At 32.6% G+C, this 20,667-nt stretch carries 13 protein-coding genes; 10 read left to right on the top strand and 3 right to left on the bottom strand.

What is annotated here, in order from left to right:
* Nucleotides 1–38: 38 nt before the first annotated feature.
* Together KQI85_RS00375 and KQI85_RS00380 are read right to left on the bottom strand one after the other, a co-directional pair.
* Complete coding sequence (locus KQI85_RS00375) at nt 39–809, bottom strand: histidinol-phosphatase HisJ family protein (RefSeq protein WP_216574060.1); 771 nt, start codon at nt 807–809, stop codon at nt 39–41.
* A 76-nt stretch (nt 810–885) separates the two neighbouring features.
* On the bottom strand, nt 886–1,878 hold the full coding sequence (locus KQI85_RS00380) for a LacI family DNA-binding transcriptional regulator (RefSeq protein WP_216574061.1): 993 nt from the start codon (nt 1,876–1,878) through the stop codon (nt 886–888).
* Between the two features lie 320 nt (nt 1,879–2,198).
* Between KQI85_RS00380 and KQI85_RS00385 the strand changes: the two genes are divergently transcribed.
* From KQI85_RS00385 to KQI85_RS00430, 10 genes are all read left to right on the top strand, one after another.
* Nucleotides 2,199–3,509 (top strand): extracellular solute-binding protein, encoded by a 1,311-nt coding sequence (locus KQI85_RS00385; RefSeq protein WP_216574062.1) that lies wholly within the window; start codon nt 2,199–2,201, stop codon nt 3,507–3,509.
* Between the two features lie 98 nt (nt 3,510–3,607).
* Nucleotides 3,608–5,008, top strand: coding sequence for a carbohydrate ABC transporter permease (locus tag KQI85_RS00390; protein WP_216574063.1), 1,401 nt, complete (start codon nt 3,608–3,610; stop codon nt 5,006–5,008).
* Between the two features lie 428 nt (nt 5,009–5,436).
* Nucleotides 5,437–6,312 carry a sugar ABC transporter permease gene (locus tag KQI85_RS00395; RefSeq protein ID WP_216574195.1) on the top strand — a complete coding sequence of 292 codons (876 nt, stop codon included), beginning with the start codon at nt 5,437–5,439 and terminating at the stop codon, nt 6,310–6,312.
* 195 nt (nt 6,313–6,507) lie between these two features.
* Complete coding sequence (locus KQI85_RS00400; protein WP_216574064.1) at nt 6,508–8,115, top strand: alpha-amylase family glycosyl hydrolase; 1,608 nt, start codon at nt 6,508–6,510, stop codon at nt 8,113–8,115.
* Nucleotides 8,116–8,127: 12 nt separating this feature from the next.
* Nucleotides 8,128–9,885 carry a glycoside hydrolase family 13 protein gene (locus tag KQI85_RS00405; RefSeq protein ID WP_216574065.1) on the top strand — a complete coding sequence of 586 codons (1,758 nt, stop codon included), beginning with the start codon at nt 8,128–8,130 and terminating at the stop codon, nt 9,883–9,885.
* Between the two features lie 108 nt (nt 9,886–9,993).
* Entirely contained in the window at nt 9,994–12,234 is a 2,241-nt protein-coding gene (locus tag KQI85_RS00410) for a glycogen/starch/alpha-glucan phosphorylase (RefSeq protein ID WP_216574066.1), read from the top strand.
* Nucleotides 12,235–12,247: 13 nt separating this feature from the next.
* A complete protein-coding gene (gene malQ / locus KQI85_RS00415) occupies nt 12,248–13,687 on the top strand; it encodes a 4-alpha-glucanotransferase (protein WP_216574067.1) in 1,440 nt (479 codons plus the stop codon).
* Between the two features lie 228 nt (nt 13,688–13,915).
* On the top strand, nt 13,916–17,359 hold the full coding sequence (locus KQI85_RS00420; RefSeq protein WP_216574068.1) for a bifunctional diguanylate cyclase/phosphodiesterase: 3,444 nt from the start codon (nt 13,916–13,918) through the stop codon (nt 17,357–17,359).
* A gap of 44 nt (nt 17,360–17,403) precedes the next feature.
* Nucleotides 17,404–18,171 (top strand): HAD-IIB family hydrolase, encoded by a 768-nt coding sequence (locus KQI85_RS00425; protein WP_216574069.1) that lies wholly within the window; start codon nt 17,404–17,406, stop codon nt 18,169–18,171.
* A gap of 331 nt (nt 18,172–18,502) precedes the next feature.
* Nucleotides 18,503–19,261, top strand: a complete 759-nt coding sequence (locus tag KQI85_RS00430; RefSeq protein WP_216574070.1) for a DeoR/GlpR family DNA-binding transcription regulator — start codon at nt 18,503–18,505, stop codon at nt 19,259–19,261.
* A gap of 151 nt (nt 19,262–19,412) precedes the next feature.
* On the opposite strand, the gene KQI85_RS00435 is transcribed toward KQI85_RS00430, so the two are convergent.
* Nucleotides 19,413–20,639: a 6-phosphofructokinase gene (locus KQI85_RS00435; RefSeq protein WP_216574071.1), complete on the bottom strand. Its 1,227-nt coding sequence runs from the start codon at nt 20,637–20,639 to the stop codon at nt 19,413–19,415.
* Between the last annotated feature and the right edge of the window lie 28 nt (nt 20,640–20,667).

A 20,667-nucleotide genomic window follows, 5' to 3' on the forward strand; every position in this document is an offset into this window, starting at 1 on the left:
CATTTATGGATTATTATATGAAAAATAAAAGGTGAGTGTTACGCATATTGCATATTTCGATTTTCAAAATATACAGGACGTAAATTATATCGCTGTGCAATATTAGATGCTTTTTTAAAATTCATTCCTATGTTCGAAGCTATATGTGCATCAGAACCAAAAGTGATATATTTGCCGCCCATCTTAGAATATACAGACATAATCTCATCAATCGTATTAACAGCTTTTTCGTCATCGAAAAGTCTTGTATTAATCTCAAGAGCTTTGTCATTGCTGATGATATAATTAAGAATCTCATCAATATATCTGTGGTAATCACTATAATGGATATATGGATCGTCATAATGACTATAACGACTAATATAATCAAGATGTGCAAGTGTATCAAAATCACCAAGTTTGTTGATGCCATTAAGCATTGCGTCAAAATATTCAGAGTAAGAAGTTTCTTTACTCTTATCATAATAGAATTCAGGATAATATATATCAGCTCCAAGAACCATATGTGTTGCAGCTATAACCATATCGAATGGATTGTTTTGTATAAGAACTTTATTTTTAGCAAGTGCCAAATCCTGCATACCGACTTCAACACCGAGTTTAAGCGAATCAGAACGGTATTTTATAAATTCGGAAAAATATTCATTAGGATCAAATACAAATTGTGCAGGATCAGGATAATCATAATCGATGTGTTCGGTTATAATACCTGATATATTGTTACATTTTAGAGCGTTAAGACATTCATCTATTGTCATCTTAGCATCGGTTGAAAAATGCTTTGTATGTATATGGCAGTCAAATATCATATGAATAACTCCTCCTTTTAAGCATGAAAAACAGATACTAATGAATAACATTAATATCTGTTAAAAAAATAAGTTATTAGTTAATCTTAGCTACAGATTCTCTTACAATAAGTTCTGAGTGTAAGAGCATTGTACTTACAGGGATACCTGATATAAGTTGATCAAGAAGTGTGAAAGCAGTCTTACCAAGTGTAAAACGTTCCTGTCTGATTGTTGTAAGTGGTGGTGCGAGATATTTGGCAACAGGAATATCATCGAATCCTGTGACACTAATATCTTCAGGAACACGAAGTCCAAGTCGATGAAGCTCATTGATTGCACCTGCAGCAATTAAGTCACTGGCACATACAATAGCTGTTGCGCCATTATTAACAAACTGTTCAACGTATTCTTTGGCAGCATCAGGTGAAAAATATTTACCATGACCTATAAGATTCTTATTATGTTCAAGTCCAAGTGATTTCATAGCCTGTTTGAAACCTTCATAACGAAGAATTGATACATAACTATATTCAGAACCATTAAGAAGTGCAATTTTCTTATGTCCGTTCTGATAGAGATAATCAACAAGTGATTTTATACCAATTCTGTTATCTGTACCTATATATGCAACATTTTTGTTAGAAACATAATTATCAAATAGTACAGTTGGTATGCTTGTGTTAAGAAGCTGTTTGATATAAGTATCTTCAAGCTCAAATCCTAAGAAAAATGCACCACTGTAACCGTTTTGCTTCATCATATCATCATAAGAATGTTTAGATTGAAAATAAGTATCAACCGGAATTATGTCTACTATATATTGATGTTCTGTAGCCATAAGACGAAAACCTGTTATAAGTTCATAACCGAATTGGTTGATATTTTCGTAATCCATATTTTCGACCATAATACATACCTTGTGTTTTTCAGCATTTTTTTTATCTTTAATGACATATCCCATAGACACAGCTGCATCAAGAACCATCTGTCTTGTCTCTTCGCTTATATCGCTTGCACCATGCAGCCCTTTTGATACAGTACTCATGGAAATGCCTAATTTTTTTGAAATGTCTTTGATTGTAACCATGTATAATCTCCCTTCAAAATCTAGTGACTTAATAAATATACTCTACTTTTGACTGATTGTAAAGTTTCGAAAATAGTAATATTTAACGAAAAACACTTGAGTACAATATAGCATTGTTGTGTAGAGAAGTAAAGTGATATGTAATGTTTGCATAAAAAAAATAAAACCATTTGCATGAAAAATGTAAAAAAGGTCAAAAAACTTTTTCGAAAGCTATTGACAAAGTAGTGAAAAATGATTAATATGTTCATATAAGGTTTTCGAAACTTTTTCGAAAAACACTTTGTGCAAACAATAAAAAAAGAGAGGTAGATGTATTTATGAGAAAGGCGAAAAAATTATTAGCATTAGCTATGGTTTCAACTATGGCTGCAACAAGCATTCTTGCATGTGGTTCAAAAGACACAGGAAGCAAGGACAATTCAGCAGAAAGCAAGAGCGATTCAACAGACAGCAAGAAAGACAGTTCTGATGCAGCAGCAAAAGATGTTGATTTACTTGTATGGTCACCAGCTGAAGATCAGGCAAATGGTCTTTTAGAAAAATGGTGTAAAGATTTTGATGAAGCTCATCCAGAATGGAATATCAACTTTACATATGGCGTATGTTCAGAAGGTGATGCTAAGTCAACAATTCTTAATGACCCAACAAAAGCAGCAGATGTATTCATGTTTGCTAATGATCAGATTCCAGAACTTGTTGAAGCGGGTGCAGTAGCAGAACTTGGTGGTTCAACAGCAGAAGCTGTTAAAGAAGCAAACAGTGAGTCAATGTATAACTCAGTTGTATACAATGATGGAGTTTATGGTGTTCCTTATGCTCCTAATACATGTTTCTTATATTATGATAAGAGTATCTTCACAGAAGATGATGTTAAATCATTAAATACAATGTTAGATAAAGACCTTCCAGACGGAACAGCAGCTTTCTCTTGTGAGATTACAAACAGCTGGCATATTGAGACATTCTACTATGCAGGTGGAATGGAATTATTCGGAAAAGATGGTACAGATGGCGAAGCTGGTACAAACGTTGGTGAATTATCATTCGTTACAGATTACCTTGTAGATTTAATGAGCAATCCTAAGTTCCATGCAGAAGCAAGTGATGATTCAATCTCAATGTTCAAAGAAGGCAAACTTGGTGCTTTCATCTCAGGTGACTGGAAAGCAAAAGACATCAAAGCCGCTCTTGGTGATAACTTTGCAACAGCAGCACTTCCATCAATCACATTTGATAATGGAACAACTGGTGATATGAAGTTCTTCGCAGGAAGTAAAGCAATAGGTGTTAACCCTAACAGTGAAAACATGGATGTAGCAGTTGCATTAGCAGCTTACCTTGGAAGCGCAGACGTTCAGATGGATCGTTTTGAAGCAAGAGGTGTAGTTCCAATTGATCAGTCATTAGTAGATAATGAAAAAGTAAAAGCAGATCCAATTGCTTCAGCTATCTCACAGGTAGTTGCAAAGACATCAAAGACACAGCCAATGGTTAAAGAGATGAATAACTGGTGGAAACCAGCTGAATCAATGGGTAACGAGATTAAGAACGGTACAGTTACTAAAGATAATTCAGAACAGAAGACAAAAGAAATGGGCGATGCAATCAATACAGGTTCAGGTCTTTAATTAGAAGTTCTTTAATAGCATTATTATATAGAAGAAACACGGTGGTGGTATCCACTGCCGTGTTCCTTTATAGCTACCAGGTTTAAGGAGGAGTTAACATGGCGAAAGAAGGAGCAAAGAAGAAAAGAGCTAAAGATTTCGTTACAGAGTATACAGTTAAGAATGCATTTACAAAAGGTGATGTATTTACAAAACTTTCAGCTATTGTAATGGGACTTGGCAACTTTAAGAATGCTCAGATTGGAAAAGGAATACTTTTTTTGCTAGGTGAAATAGCATATATTTATTATATGGCAGCATATGGAATTAATGCACTTGCAAAACTTCCATCATTAGGAACACATTTACAGGAAAAAGTATGGAATGACTCAAAGGGAGTATTTGAGTATGTCCCAGGAGACAACTCATTATTGATTTTATTATACGGTGTTGTAACAGTATTTGTAACAGTATTTTTCATTTTATTATGGAGAGCTGCATTAAAGTCAGCTTATAAAGCTCAATATTGCAAAGAAAATAACAAACATATAATGACATTTAAAGAAGATGTCGCTACACTGTTTGATAAAAATTTACATAAGACATTATTAACACTGCCAATGGCAGGTATCGTAACATTCACAGTAATGCCACTTGTATTTATGATTAGTATGGCGTTTACTAATTTCGATAGAGATCATCAGGTTCCAGGTAATCTGTTTGATTGGGTAGGTCTTGCTAATTTTGGTAAGGTATTAAATATTCATGGTGAATTTGGTAAGACATTCTGGCCAATACTTGGTTGGACAGTAGTATGGGCAGTATTTGCTACATTTTTAAACTATATCTTTGGTATGGTAGTAGCAATTATTATTAATAATAAGAAAGTAAAAGGAAAAGCATTTTGGAGATTTTGCTTTATCTTATCAGTAGCTGTTCCACAGTTCGTATCATTACTTGTTGTAAGAACAATGCTTCAGGACAATGGTGCAGTTAATACACTTTTACATGAACTTGGTATTCTTGCTTCAGGAACAACACTTCCATTCTTCAAGAGTACAATATGGGCAAGAGTAACAGTTATAGTAGTTAACTTATGGGTAGGTATTCCATATACAATATTAACTACAACAGGTATCTTACAGAATATACCTGCAGATCTTTATGAATCAGCAAAAGTTGATGGTGCTAATGCATTTGTAACATTCTTCAAGATAACACTTCCATATATGTTATTCGTAACAGCACCAACACTTATTACTAACTTTATTGGTAATATCAATAACTTTAATGTTATTTACCTTCTTACAGGAGGAACACCTGCAACACTTAGTTACTACAAAGGTACAGCAGGTAAGACAGACCTTCTTGTAACATGGTTATACAAACTTACAATTGATAATAAAGATTACTGCTATGGTGCAGTTATCGGTATTATTACATTCATATTGTCACTTGTATTCTCATTAGTGGCATATAGAAGAACTTCAGCATATAAGAACGAGGAGGGATTCCAGTAATGAATAATGAAATAATGAAAAGAAGAACAAAATATCGTTTTATTGTTCCTGTAATTGCAGCTGTAGCCCTTTTATGTATGTTCTTACCATTTGCTAATGTTAACGCAGACAGTGGAAAAGTAACATTATCAATGTTTGATTTAGCAAAGGCATATTTAAGTAAAGATGACAGTTTTGCCGGTACATTAATGACTAGCTATGGTGGACTTGGTGTAATATATGTTATACCATTTGTAACACTTATACTAGCAATTGTGTTACCACTTGCATTCCATAAGAAATGGGCATATCAGTGTGACATTATCTTAGGAGCAGCAACAGTAGTTGATGTACTTACAATATTCGGTTCAATCGCAAGAATGATTAATAAGACAGGACTTGTTAAAAACGAATATCTTGTTAAGAATTTAAGTGTTGGATTTTGGCTTATGTTAGTTGTACTTGTTGCATTACTTGCAGTAACATTAAAAGCAATTAAAGCAACATGGTTATACATATTATTAACAGTATTATCAGTAGTATGGGTAATGCCTATATTATGGGTTGTTCTCATATCATTCAGAGAAGAACCAGGTTCATATACAACAACATTCTGGCCACAGGGATTTACAGTAGCTAACTATGTAAAATTATTTACAGACAGATCTATAAGAGATTTCCCAAGATGGTTTGGAAATACATTTATTGTAGCAATATTCTCATGTATCCTTTCAACATTCTATGTATTATCAGTATCATATGTAATGTCAAGAATGAGATTCAAGATGAGAAAGCCATTTATGAATGTGGCACTTATCCTTGGTATGTTCCCTGGATTCATGTCAATGATAGCTATTTATTATATTCTTAAAGCTATCGGATTTACAGAAGGAGCATTAAAGCTTGTAGCACTTGTACTTGTATATTCAGGTGGTTCAGGTCTTGGATTCTATGTAGCAAAAGGATTTTTTGATACAATTCCAAAGACAATTGATGAAGCAGCAGCAATTGATGGAGCAACAAAGTGGAATATATTTACCAAAATAACTCTTCCATTATCAAAACCTATTTTGGTATATACAATTATGACAGCTTTTATAGCACCATGGGTTGACTTCATTTTTGCAAAAGTTATCTGCGGTGCTGAGAACAAGTATTATACAGTTGCTATTGGTTTATGGAGTATGCTTGAAAAAGAATACATTTATAATTACTATACAAGATTCTGCGCAGGTGCGGTATGTATCTCAATTCCAATTGCGATATTATTCCTCTGCACACAGAAATACTATGCAGAAGGCTTATCAGGTGCAGTTAAAGGCTAATGTGACAACATATAAACTGGCTTTTTGATATGTTTATACAGTGCAATAGATAGTCTTTGAAAAGGCAGTTTCATAGGGATGAATGTGAAACTGCTTTTTTCAAACTGTTTACCGAAAATAATTAACGAAAATTAACGAAAAGTTTCGAAAAAATATTGACATAAAGAGCTAAATATTATAAAGTAGGTGTAGAAAATGAAATATGCAAAAAGTATGTTTTGTATTCTGTTGTCCATGATGCTGATATTCGAGGGTTGTCAGGGGAAGCAGGAAGATAAGAGAGAACTTAATATAATTGATGACAATTACAGAACTTATTATGAAGTATTTTTATATTCATATTATGACAGTAATGGTGATGGAATCGGTGATATTAATGGTCTTATTAGTAAACTTGACTATATAAACAGTGATTCGGATAAAAGCCTTGGATGTACCGGAATATGGTTAATGCCAATAATGAAATCAACAACATATCATAAATATGATGTCGTTGATTATTACACAATTGATGAGCAATATGGTACAATGGATGATTTTCAACGTCTTATTGAGGAATGCCATAAGAGGGGAATTAATATAGTAATAGATATGGTGTTTAATCATACATCAGATGAACATGAATGGTTTGTCAGTGCAACAGATTATTTGAAGAGTCTTAAGCCTGGCGAGATTCCAAGTGAGGCAGATAATAAATATTTCGGTTATTATAATTTTACACAGACAGTTGAAAACAGTGCAGTTTATTATGAAGTAGGTAATACAGGCTGGTACTATGAAGCACAGTTCTGGGATAAGATGCCGGATCTTAATCTTGATAATGAAGATGTTAGACATGAAATTGAAGGTATTGCTAAATATTACATAGATATGGGTGTTGACGGATTCAGACTTGATGCAGCTAAAGAGTTTTTTACAGGTTCTTCAGATAAGAACATTGAAGTGCTTAACTGGTTTACGAATTATGTTAAGAGCGTCAAAGAGGACACTTATGTTGTAGCTGAAGTATGGGATTCATTTCAGACAATTGCAGCATATTACAAGAGTGGAATAGACAGTATATTCAATTATGCTTATGGTAATGGCGAAGGACTTATACCTGCAATAGCCAAGATGCCTGATAATACTAAAAAAGGTGAGCGTCTAAGAGATGCAATGTTAAAAGTACAGGATACATTTAGCAAGAATAATCCAGATTATATAGATGCTTCATTCATTAGTAACCATGATAATAATCGTTCATCATGTTATGTAGGTAATAATGAAGAGCTTATAAAACTGATGGCTGGAATTAACTTGATGATGAGTGGTTCATCTTACATCTATTACGGTGAAGAGATTGGAATGAATGGAAGTGGTGCTGATGAGAACAAGAGACTTCCAATGTATTTCTCAAAGGATGATGAGAACATTCCTAATGGACCAGAAGGAGCGACACAGACAATATCAGAAAGTGCATTTGCACCTGTAGATGAACAGCTTAAGGATAAAGACTCAATTCTTAATTATTATATAAGAGCAATAAGACTTAGAAATGAGAATCCAGAGATACTAAGAGGAGAAGTCGCAGCGTGTGATGGTGAATATGATGATAATGTATGTGTTATAACAAAGACATATAATGACAGTACTATAGTAGTTATTTATAACTTAAGTGGAGAATCAAAGCAGGTGACAGTAAGCAAAGATTCCTGTGACTATTCGAAGATACAAGGATATGTCTGCAATAAAGCAGATGAGAAACCATCTCTTAAAGGCGAAGAGATAACAGTACCTGCATACGGAATAGTGATTCTTAAGTAAAGGAGTGAAAATATGAATTTTGGAGCAGTATATCACAGAACATCAGATAATTACTGTTACCCTATTAATGAATATGATTTGATAATCAACATTAAAACAGGGTATGATGTAGAAAAAGTTTATATATGTCATGGAGATCCGTTCAGCGCAGGAATACTTGGAGGTAACGAAGCGTGGAGCGGTGACAAAGAAGAGATAATATTCAAGAAGAGGCTTAAGAACCAGGTATGGTGGACAACGACATTAAAGCCAGAATTTAAACGTTGCAGATACTATTTTGAACTTATAGTAAAAGATGAAAAATGGTACTACTTTGAGGATGGTTTTTTAAGCGAAGCACAGATGCATATAGAAGGAAGAAGTATGCAGTGTTTCACATTCCCATGGATGAATTCATCAGATATTAATAGAGTACCTGAATGGGTTAATAAGACTGTATGGTATCAGATATTCCCAGACAGATTTAACAATGGGGATCACTCAATAGATCCTCCAAATGTATGCAAATGGCAGACTGGACCTGTTAAAAATAGTGAATTCTATGGAGGAGATCTTAAAGGAATAATTGATAAGCTTGATTATCTTAAAGATCTTGGAATTAATGGAATATATCTTACACCAATTAATGAATCACCATCAACTCATAAATATGATACGACAGATTATGAGAAGATAGATGAATATTTTGGTGATGAAGAGACTATGAAGCAGCTTGTAAGAGATGCTCATAGCAGAGGCATAAGAATAATGCTTGATGGAGTTTTTAATCATTGTGGTCAGAACTTTAAGATATGGCGTGATGTGGTAGAAAAAGGCCAAAATTCAGAATATGCAGACTGGTTTATGATAAATGAGTGGCCTGTTACAGAAAGATATGAAGATGTAAAAAAAGGAAAATATTATACATTTGCATTTCATGAAAAGATGCCAAAACTTAATACAAATAATCAAAAAGTGAGAGATTATTTGATATCAGTCTGTAAAAAATGGGTTTTAGAATACGATGTTGATGGAATACGACTTGATGTTGCTAACGAAGTTTCACATACATTCTGTAAGGAACTAAGAAGAGAACTAAAAAGTGTAAAACCTGATATATATATACTTGGTGAGATATGGCATGATTCAATTAACTGGCTTCGTGGGGACGAATTCGATGCAGTTATGAATTATCCATTAGCTGGAAGTATCAAAGATTTCTGGCTTGATGAATCGCTTACTAAAGAAGATTTTGAATATACAATTAACAGATGTTATACAATGTATATGCAACAGAATAACGATGTATTGTTTAATCTTCTCGATTCACATGATACAATTCGACTTAGAAATTGCGTAAAGAATATAGATGAGTTCTATCAGGAACTTGCAATATTATTTACAATGCCTGGAAGTACATGTATATTCTATGGAACTGAGATAGCGATGGAAGGTAGTTATGATCCGGATTGTCGAAGATGTATGCCATGGACAGACATAAACGAAGGCAAATATGATGAATACATACAGACGATAAAGCAACTTATATCATTAAGACATAATGAGCCTCTTACATATGGAAGAAACTTCCATTTCCCTAACACAATTGCAAATAAAAGGGTAATAGAGTATATTAAAGTTGACGGATATGGTCATGAAATAAGAGTAGTAATTAATTGTTCACATGAGGAAGTAACAGTTGAAACTGATAAGAGAATTCTTTTTGAACGATTATATAATAATAAAACACTAATGCCAGGTGGTATTCTGATATACGAGAGTAATAAGTAGAATCAGAACCTGGTCAGAGTACCTGGTGATTACTATGATAAACAGAGTAGCTTACAGAGTAAGGTACTAATAGTTTGGAAATCGCCTAAATTGAAAGGAGTATTTAAAATGTTAAACGAAAAAATTGCATCAATCGCAAAATTAAATTCAAATGAGGAAATCTACTTAGCATTACTTAATCTTACAAAAGAATTAGTTGATGAAAAAGGAACTAACGAAGGAAAGAAAAAATTATACTATATATCAGCAGAATTCTTAATTGGTAAACTTTTATCAAATAATCTTATCAATCTTGGAATATATGATCAGGTTGAAGAAGAACTTAAGAAAAACGGTAAGACAATGGCTGCAATTGAAGAAGTAGAATTAGAACCATCACTTGGTAATGGTGGACTTGGAAGACTTGCAGCATGTTTCCTTGATTCAATAGCAACACTTGGACTTAATGGTGATGGTGTTGGTATTAATTATCATTTAGGTCTTTTCAAACAGGTATTTGAAGATAATCTTCAGAAAGAGACACCTAATCCATGGATTACAGAGAATAGCTGGTTAAGAAAAACAGATGTATCATATGAAGTAAAATTCAGAGATCTCTCAGTAAAATCAACAATGTATGAAATAGATGTTACAGGTTATGACAATAAATCAAACAAACTTAAATTATTCGATGTAGACACAGTTCGTGAATCAATTGTTGAAGATGGAATTAATTTTGATAAAGATGACATTAAAGAAAACCTTACATTATTCTTATATCCAGATGACAGCGATGAAAAGGGAAGATTATTAAGAATATATCAGCAGTACTTCATGGTAAGTAATGGTGCACAGATTATCATTGATGAAGCACTTGCAAAAGGAAGCAATCTTCATGACTTATATGAATATGCAACAGTTCAGATTAATGATACACATCCAACAATGGTAATTCCTGAATTAATCAGATTACTTATGGAAAGAGGAATTGATGAAGACGAAGCAATCGAGATCGTAACTAAGATGTGTGCATATACTAACCATACAATTTTAGCAGAAGCTCTTGAGACATGGCCAATGGATTACCTTGAAAAAGTTGTACCACAGTTAATTCCAATCATCAAAGTATTAGATGAAAAAGTAAGAGCTAAATATGATGATGAAAAAGTATACATTATAGATGCTGAGAATAGAGTACATATGGCTCATATCGATATTCACTATGGATATAGCGTAAATGGTGTTGCAGCTCTTCATACAGAGATTCTTGAAAAAGTAGAATTAAAACCATTTATGGATATTTATCCAGAAAAATTCAACAATAAGACTAATGGTATTACTTTCAGAAGATGGTTATTACACTGTAATAAAGCACTTGCAAAATACATTGAGACACTTATTGGTGCTGGATTTAAGAAAGATGCTGATGAATTAGAAAAATTAGGTCAGTTTGTTAATGATAAAGAAGTATTAAATAATCTTCTTGAAATTAAGAAACAGAATAAAGTTAACCTTAAGAATTATATCAAAGAAGCAGAAGGCGTTGAAATTGATGAGAACTCAATCTTTGATATTCAGATTAAGAGACTTCACGAGTACAAACGTCAGCAGATGAATGTATTATACATTATAAGAAAATATCTTGATATTAAGAAAGGAATTAAGCCAGCAACACCAATTACAATGATCTTTGGTGCAAAGGCAGCTCCAGCTTATGTAATAGCAAAAGATATCATTCATGTAATCTTATGCTTACAGGAGATTATCAATAACGATCCAGAAGTAAGCCCATACTTAAAAGTTGTTATGGTAGAGAACTACAATGTATCATATGCTGAGAGATTAATTCCAGCTTGTGATGTATCAGAACAGATATCACTTGCATCAAAAGAAGCATCAGGAACAGGTAATATGAAATTCATGTTAAATGGTGCAGTTACATTAGGAACAGATGATGGTGCTAACGTAGAGATTCATGAACTTGTAGGTGATGATAATATCTACATCTTTGGTGCATCAAGTGAAGAAGTAATTGAACATTATGAAAAAGCTGATTATAATGCAGCTAAGATATATGAAGAAAATGACAATATTAAGGAAATGGTAGATTTCTTATTAAGCAGAGAGATGCTTCTTGCTGGTAATAAAGTAAACTTATTAAGACTTCACCATGAACTTACTACAAAAGACTGGTTCATGACACTTCTTGATATTGAAGATTATATCAAAGTAAAAGAGCAGGTATTCAAAGATTACGAAGACAGAGAAAACTGGGCAAGAAAGACACTTGTTAATATCAGCAAGGCAGGATTCTTCTCATCAGATCGTACAATCAGACAGTATAATGAGGATATCTGGAAATTAAACTAGGAGGGATACTATTATGCGAAAAGCGGGAATGCTGATGCCTGTTGGCTCACTTCCTTCAAAGTATGGAGTAGGCGATTTTGGCAGTAATGCGTATGAATTTATAGACTTATTAGAGCAGGCACATTTTACTATATGGCAGATATTACCACTTAATCCGTTAGGATATGGTAATTCACCATATCAACCTTACTCATCTTATGCAGGTGATGAGATATATATAAGTCTTGATGAACTTAAGAAAGAGGGACTCTTAAAGAAAACAGAGTCCTTCAATCCAAAGGCAAAGACAATAGATTATGAAGGTGTAAGAAAATTCAAAGAAAAATATCTTCATGAAGCTTTTAATAATTTCAAAAAAGACAGCGATTATGAGAAGTTTATAAAAGAAAATGAATGGGTATATAAATACGCAGTATTTCTTACACTTAAGAAGAAAAACGATCTCATATGTTGGAATGAATGGCCAAAAGAACAAAGAGAATGGATAAAAGATCAAAAGTTTGATATATCAGCTTATGAAGAAGATATAGAATATGAGATGTTTGTTCAATATAAGTTCTACAGCCAGTGGATGAGCTTAAAAGAATATGCTAATGCTAAGAACATAAAGATAATGGGTGATATACCATTCTATGTTGGAATTGACTCATTAGATGTATGGGATAATCAGGAATGTTTCCTTCTTGGAGCAGATTCAAAACCTACTTTTATAGCAGGTGTACCACCTGATTACTTTAGTGCGACAGGACAAAGATGGGGTAATCCTATATATGATTGGGACTATCTTAAAAAGACAAAATATGACTTTTGGGTAAAAAGACTTTCATATTGTGCAAAGATGTTTGATATAATAAGAATTGATCACTTCAGAGCTTTTGATACATATTGGAAGATTCCATCAACTTGTCCTACAGCAGTAGATGGTGAATGGATAGAAGCACCTGGATATGATCTGTTTGATACTGTATTACCAAAACTTAAAGGAACTGAGATTGTTGTAGAAGATCTTGGTGATCTAAGACCTGAAGTTCTTGAACTTAGAGATCATTATGAGTTCAAAGGAATGAAAGTAGTTCAGTTTACATTCGATCCAAAAGAAAACAACAATAATTTTGATGATCGTGAGAATATGGTAATCTATACAGGAACTCATGATAATGATACAATTAGAGGTTGGTATGCAAGTCAGAAAGAAAGTGTAAGAAAGAATACAAGAAAAACACTTGCAAAACTTGGATATGAAGATAAGGATATATCTTGGAGATTTATAAGATATACTCTTGACAGCATTGCAAATCTTGCAGTAATACCAATGCAGGATATACTTAATCTCTCTACAGTAGGAAGAATTAATGTTCCTGGAACACTTGGTTCACCTAACTGGGAATGGAAACTTGACAGCTTTAAAAAATTCAAAGAGAAAGTTCCTGCTTTAGCAGAATTAATTAAATAGCAAAAACCTACCTTGTAATAAAAGATACATTAATATAGAAGATGGTATATATAGGTATATGATTTAAGAATATTTAGATCAGAACCTGTATATGCCATTTTTTTATTAAAAAAATATATACAACTAATAAATATAGCTTATTACTCCGATTTATCAATATAGAGTATTGTGTTTACGAAAAAAAGTAAAAGGTATTTCATATTATATATCTGGAAGCGGGGTAAAATAATGAGTATTGAAAATGGTGAAAATAAAGCACAAGTTAATAACTGGGAAAGAATATTATCCATTTTTGAAAATATAGGTTATAGTGCGATATATGCAGATACAGAGCTGAATATATTGAAGATTACACATAATGCTAATAGTGATGCAGATGTAGTATTTGATGAAGTATATATAGGTAAAAAAGTCTATGATATACCAGGATTTGAAATGTTTGGCAAATATGTGTCGGCGCTTGGTATACATGGTAACAGTGATATGATTGTAGATAAGAAGATATCATTGAAAGATAAAATATATGATGTAAAGATTGTTCAGAACATTATAGACGGCATTGTTAATGGTGTCTTTGTATTCTGTATAGATATAACTAAATATGAAAGTGCATTGAAACAGATTGAGCAGGATAAGCAGAGTCTTGGTATGCTGGCTGAATTTACTAATAGTATTGTATGGGAGATAAATAATGGCAGTGAAGATGTTACTATAATAAAGGGAATGGGGATATTCCCGGATGGATATGTAATTAAACACTATTATGAGGCAATGACTGAGAGAAAGATTGTATTTGATGAGGATCTTTTTATGTTCGAGAACTTATATCAGTGTATACAAAATGCTGAAAAAAAGTTTTTATATGAGATGCGTATGATACTATACAGTAATGATTATCAGTGGGTAAGAGTTGAGGCTAAGTCAATATTTGCCGAAGATGGGAAACCTCTTAAGATAATAGGTAAACTTGATGATATTAATGACGAAAAGAGAAACTCATTAAAGCTTCTTGAAAAATCACAAAAAGATCCATTAACAGCTTTGTATAACAAAGAAGTAACAGGAAATCTTATAACATACAATATAATAACTCATAGTGGAGTCGGAACACTTTATGTAATTGATATAGATAAATTTAAAAATATTAATGATAAACTAGGGCATCTGTTTGGAGATTCTGTAATAAGAGAAGTATCAGGAAGAATACGAAAAGTATTTAATGAAAATGATATAGTTGGACGTATCGGCGGAGATGAATTTGTTGTATTTACACCAGGTATTAATGATACAAGCGAAGTGAAGCAAAAAGCAGAGATGCTTAATGAATATATGCGAAAAAGCTATGAAGGAAATAGTGGTATATATAGTATATCCGGAAGTATAGGGATTGCTATTGCACCAAGAGACGGCGAAAGCTATGAAGACCTATTCTTAAGAGCTGATGCAGCATTGTATAATACTAAGAATAATGGACGTGATGGATATACAATATTTGATGATACGATTGAGATTATATCATCAGATAAAGCAGGCCGAGAGACAAAAGAGATATTAGAGACATCATTAAAAGATAATATAGAACCGGTAATTGGCGAGATTGTAGATGTATTTACGAATACTCCTGACGTAGAAGCATCAATGAAACATGTGTTATATCTCATAGGAGAATATTATAACCTGTCAAGAATATATGTATATATATATGAGAAAGATACATACAGAAGAGCCTATGAATGGTTAGCCGGAGATAACTTTAGTGATAATGGAGCTATGCAAAGCTATAGATATAAGAATAACGATGAGTATAAAGAACGATTCAATGCACAGGGGCAGTTTTATAATAAGGCAGATGAAGAACGAAGATATGAAACATTCATAAATGGTGCAAAATCATATTTTCAGCATGCAATGATAATAGAAGGCAAATACATAGGATATATAGCTTTCGATGATATGTTAAAAGAACGTGAGTGGAGTGTACTTGAGAGAGATACATTAAGCGTTGCAAGTAACCTTATAGCAATGATAATTAATAATATGAAGAGTAAACTTATGATAGAGAAGGAGACTCTTACATTAAAAGCAATCTCAGGTAATCAGAATCTGTATGCATATATGTTAAAACCGGGAACATACGAACTTGTATATCTATCAGAAAGACTATATTCACTTATCGGTGAAGAAGCAAGGGATAAGACTATCTGTTATGAAAAATTCAAGAACAGAAAAGAGCCTTGTGAGTATTGTCCACTTAATACAGATAACTTTGTAGGAGATAAAAAGACGATAGAGTATTACAATGAGAAGACTAAGACATGGTTTCGTGCAACAAGCAATAATACCAAAATAGCTTCAACAGATGTAAGCCTTGTATGCTTTACAGATGTAACAGAATTCGTTGACATTGTAATGCAGACAGATAAACTTACCGGCTTATTAAGTTTTCATGGATTTAAATCACTTATTGCTCAGAGAAGAAAAGAGATTACTGGCAAATATATGCTATTGTATATTAACATAAGCAAATTTAAGAATATAAATAGTACATACGGCTATGAGTGTGGAGATATGATATTAAAAGTAATGTCAGGCTGTGTAACAGAATTGCTAAAAGAAGGTGAGAGTATATGCAGAGTGGCAGAAGATAAGTTTGTTGTACTTATTAATAAAGCGGAAGAAACTGTAATAAATGATAGACTAGGACGTATGGAAGATTTTATTAATATGAGAATTCAACAGCGTATAGGTAAGATGTCAGTAAAACTGTTATATGGAGTATATGAGATAGTTGATGATACTACAGAGATATCTGCGATGGTTGACTATGCTAATATGGCATTGAAGACCATAAAAAGTGATGCGATAAAGAGAATTGTATGGTATGACAAAGAGATGCAGGAAGAGAATTATAGAATCAAGAAGATAGAAGATATAATGGATCAGGCATTAGAAGATAAAGAGTTTGTCGTATATTACCAAGGCAAGGTATCACTTGATAATGAGAAGATATCAGGAGCAGAAGCACTTATAAGGTGGAAAGGTAAGGATGGAAAACTGATACCACCTAATAGTTTTATTCCATTATTCGAAAAGAATGGTTTTATAATAAAGCTGGATTTCTATGTATATGAGACAGTAATAAGACAGATTAGAGAATGGATGGATCGTGGAATCGATGTGAAACCTGTTAGTGTCAATGTATCAAGAGTGCATATAAAAGATGATAAATTCGTAACTAAACTTATGGAGATTATAGACAGATATAATGTTCCAACTAAACTTATAGAACTTGAACTTACAGAGAATATATTTATGGAAGATTTTGATGAGATACTTGAGATGATAAAAGTGATAAAACAAAAAGGATTTATCTTTTCAATAGACGATTTTGGAGCAGGATTTTCTTCACTTAATCTTATTAAGAATCTGCCAGTAGATGTTATTAAAATTGATAAGAATTTCTTTGAAGACGGAGAAAATGTTGAAAGAGAACGTGTAATTTTAAAACATATTATTGACATGGCAAAGGAACTTGGGGTAAAAATAATAGCAGAAGGAATTGAGACGTCAGAACAGGTTGAATTCTTAAGAAAGCAGGGATGTCAGATGGTACAGGGATATTACTATTTCAAACCATTGCCGGTTGAAGAATTCGAAAAATACTTAGTATAGTTTGCAATTTCTTAAGAGTGAATTATTGAAAGGAATCCTAACATATGATACGACTGATTGTAAGCGACATAGATAAGACATTGTTAAAAGATGGAGAGAAATCATTAGAAAAACGTGTTATAGAATGTGTAAGACAATTATATGATAACAAAATCATATTTATGGTTGCAAGTGGCAGACCTTATACAGATATCTATACGATGTTTGAAGAAGTAACTGATAAGATGGTAATTGTAAGCTGCGATGGAGCAATGATGGCAGATGGTGATAAAATAATAGTTAATCCGATGAACCAGAGTAAAAGTCTTAGTATTATAAAGGCAGCGAATGAACTTGATATGCCAGTGTGTGTAACTTCGCAGACTACTACATACTTAAAAAGAGATAATCCGGAGTTTTATCACATGATAGATAAAAACAGGAATGAAAAGATCACAGTTATCGATGATTTTTCTGATATAAGAGAAAAGTTCCTTAAGATAAATATATACAATGCAAAAAAGGATATTAATAAGCAGAATAAAGTTGTAACGAGAGCAAAAGATGATTTTAATGTAGTATATAGATCAAATGAGTGGATAGAACTAGTAGCAAAAGGTATTGATAAAGGATATGCATTAAGACAATATATGATGATGAATAATATAGATGCATCAGAGGTTATGGCATTTGGAGATAATTGTAATGACATATCAATGTTAAAAATAGCAAAAGAATCCTATGGTGTTTTAAATGCTACAGAAGATGTAAAGAGCATAGTAAACTATCTTACGGATGATGTTATTGATACGATTAAAGCCAGAGTATTATAACATATTATATATTACTATTATACACTGGCAAAATGACAAAGAATAAATACTCTGATATAGTAAATATTAACAAATAAAATGAAAAAGCAAGGAAAGATGGTCGAAATTGATAACTTTTTTTGCTTTTTTAAGTTGACAAAATGAAAGATTAGTGAATATGTAAAATATACATAAAACAACACAAAAACTAGCAAGAATTGTTGACTTTGCTAACATAAAGTGGTAAAATTCAAACATAAACAAATAAAACAAAAATAAAACAACAAGATTTATTCAAAATATTTTAACATTTTATACAATTTTGTTGATGAAAAATAAGGGGTGTAGTAATATGCTTGCAATAGAGAGAAGAAATGCGATATTAGCAAAGCTTCAGGATGAACGCAAAGTCGTGGTTAGTGAACTTGCAACTGTGTTCAATGTTACAGAAGAGACGATAAGGCGTGATCTTGATAAACTTGAAAAAGAAGGAATGGCTAAGAAGACATACGGTGGAGCTATACTGAATGAGAATCTTAATATAGATCTTCCATATACTGTAAGAAAAAAAGCTAATGTAGAAGGAAAGATGCATATAGCACAGGTTGTCAGTGAACTTGTTGAAGATGGAGCACATATAATACTGGATGCTAGTACAACTGCGCTTGCTGTTGCACAGAAGATAAAAGAAAAAAATGATATAACAGTAATAACCAATTCTATAGAAATAATTCTTGAATTATCAGATAAGCCGGGCTTTAAAGTATTATCAACAGGTGGTATGTTAAAAGAAGGATCTTTGGCACTTGTAGGATATCAGACAGAACGAATGATAGGGACATTTCATGTTGATGTGGCAATAGTATCATGTAAAGGCATAGATATAGAGCATGGGCTTACAGATTCCAATGAAGCAGATGCAGAAGTTAAAAAATCAATAATAAAATCATCAAACAGAACAATACTTGCTGTAGACAGTACGAAATTTGATAAAATATCATTTACAACAATATGTGATTTTGATGATATAGATATTATTGTTACAGAAAAGAAACCTGATGATCGTTGGATAAAATTCGCAGAACAAAAAAATATAGATATTATCTATTGATAGAAAAACTGCAGATTAATAATTAATGCTAGTGGTAATTAAAATAATTACCCTCACTCACCACAAAGAGCAAAAAACCTGATGCTTATGCACCAGGTTTTTAAACTGCTAAATACTATTATTATATATTAAATAATAATAAAAACTAAGATTATTTACGGTATGCATATACAGGAAGTCCATTTTTAACTGGTGGACGTAACTCACCTTGTATAAGTGGTAATGCATAAGATATGAAGTTATCATTAACATCAGTACCATCGCTATTGATCCAGCCGTCAGGAACTTTCTGTTCAAAGTTACATACTTTGCTGCAATCAACAGTTATACAGTCAACAGAATAATCAGTTCCTTCATTACGTTTGAAAGCAATCATAACACCTGTGATACCTTTTAATGCACTTTGTACACCGAATTCACCGGCAGAGATAGCTTCAAGCACATCAGTTTCAGATATAAAAGAAGAAACACATCTTTGAGTAACATTAAGCTCAATAGAACGTACTTTAATACCAAGTCTGTCTTTTACAAGACCTTCAAGGTATTTACCACAGCCTGTTAACATCTTATGTCCAAAGTTATCAGTTTTTACATTGGATTCATATTCACATATAAAACGACCTGAACTATCCTTGATGCCTTCAGATACACATATAACAACATTATTAGTATATGAAAGTGCATTCTTAATACTTTTAATGAATTCTTCAACATCAAAAGCTCGTTCAGGAAGATATATAAGAATAGGATTATCGCCTTTAAATTTACGTGCAAGTGCAGATGCTGCAGTGAGCCATCCTGCATGACGTCCCATAATCTCAATGATTGTAACGGAATCCTGCTTGTATACACCGGAATCAAGAGCGATATCTCTTACAACAGATGCTACGAATTTGGCAGCACTTCCATATCCAGGTGAGTGATCTGTATGAACAAGATCATTATCAATAGTCTTTGGAACACCAATGATTCTTACCGGACTATTAATTTTGGCAGCATAAGCTGATAACTTAGCAACAGTATCCATAGAATCATTGCCACCGATATATAGAAAATACATAATATTATATTTCTCAAATAAAGAAAATATTGTATTATAAATATTATTATTCAAATCAGCAGGGAGTTTAAATCTGCATGAGCCAAGATATGAAGCTGGTGTAGTCTTTAATAATTCAATATCTTCATCTGACATATCTTTTGATATATTTAACATATCTTCATTGATAAAACCCTCAATTCCATTAATCATACCATAGATAGTGTCGATTAGATCAGTATGGTTAAGACTTTCCTTAATCACGCCATAGAGACTTCCATTAATAACAGATGTAGGACCACCACTTTGACCTACAAGAACATTGTATTTTTTGTTCATTTTCAAACTCCTTCCGTTTGCATATATG

This window comes from Falcatimonas sp. MSJ-15 (genome assembly GCF_018918265.1).
In the GTDB taxonomy this organism is placed as follows: Bacteria; Bacillota; Clostridia; order Lachnospirales; family Lachnospiraceae; genus Falcatimonas.

What these genes read in the sequence shown, in the direction of transcription:
- KQI85_RS00375 (WP_216574060.1), bottom strand. Translation starts at nt 809, where the DNA reads ATGATATTTGACTGCCATATACATACAAAGCATTTTTCAACCGATGCT.
- KQI85_RS00380 (WP_216574061.1), bottom strand. Translation starts at nt 1,878, where the DNA reads ATGGTTACAATCAAAGACATTTCAAAAAAATTAGGCATTTCCATGAGT.
- KQI85_RS00385 (WP_216574062.1), top strand. Translation starts at nt 2,199, where the DNA reads ATGAGAAAGGCGAAAAAATTATTAGCATTAGCTATGGTTTCAACTATG.
- KQI85_RS00390 (WP_216574063.1), top strand. Translation starts at nt 3,608, where the DNA reads ATGGCGAAAGAAGGAGCAAAGAAGAAAAGAGCTAAAGATTTCGTTACA.
- KQI85_RS00395 (WP_216574195.1), top strand. Translation starts at nt 5,437, where the DNA reads ATGTTAGTTGTACTTGTTGCATTACTTGCAGTAACATTAAAAGCAATT.
- KQI85_RS00400 (WP_216574064.1), top strand. Translation starts at nt 6,508, where the DNA reads ATGAAATATGCAAAAAGTATGTTTTGTATTCTGTTGTCCATGATGCTG.
- KQI85_RS00405 (WP_216574065.1), top strand. Translation starts at nt 8,128, where the DNA reads ATGAATTTTGGAGCAGTATATCACAGAACATCAGATAATTACTGTTAC.
- KQI85_RS00410 (WP_216574066.1), top strand. Translation starts at nt 9,994, where the DNA reads ATGTTAAACGAAAAAATTGCATCAATCGCAAAATTAAATTCAAATGAG.
- malQ (WP_216574067.1), top strand. Translation starts at nt 12,248, where the DNA reads ATGCGAAAAGCGGGAATGCTGATGCCTGTTGGCTCACTTCCTTCAAAG.
- KQI85_RS00420 (WP_216574068.1), top strand. Translation starts at nt 13,916, where the DNA reads ATGAGTATTGAAAATGGTGAAAATAAAGCACAAGTTAATAACTGGGAA.
- KQI85_RS00425 (WP_216574069.1), top strand. Translation starts at nt 17,404, where the DNA reads ATGATACGACTGATTGTAAGCGACATAGATAAGACATTGTTAAAAGAT.
- KQI85_RS00430 (WP_216574070.1), top strand. Translation starts at nt 18,503, where the DNA reads ATGCTTGCAATAGAGAGAAGAAATGCGATATTAGCAAAGCTTCAGGAT.
- KQI85_RS00435 (WP_216574071.1), bottom strand. Translation starts at nt 20,639, where the DNA reads ATGAACAAAAAATACAATGTTCTTGTAGGTCAAAGTGGTGGTCCTACA.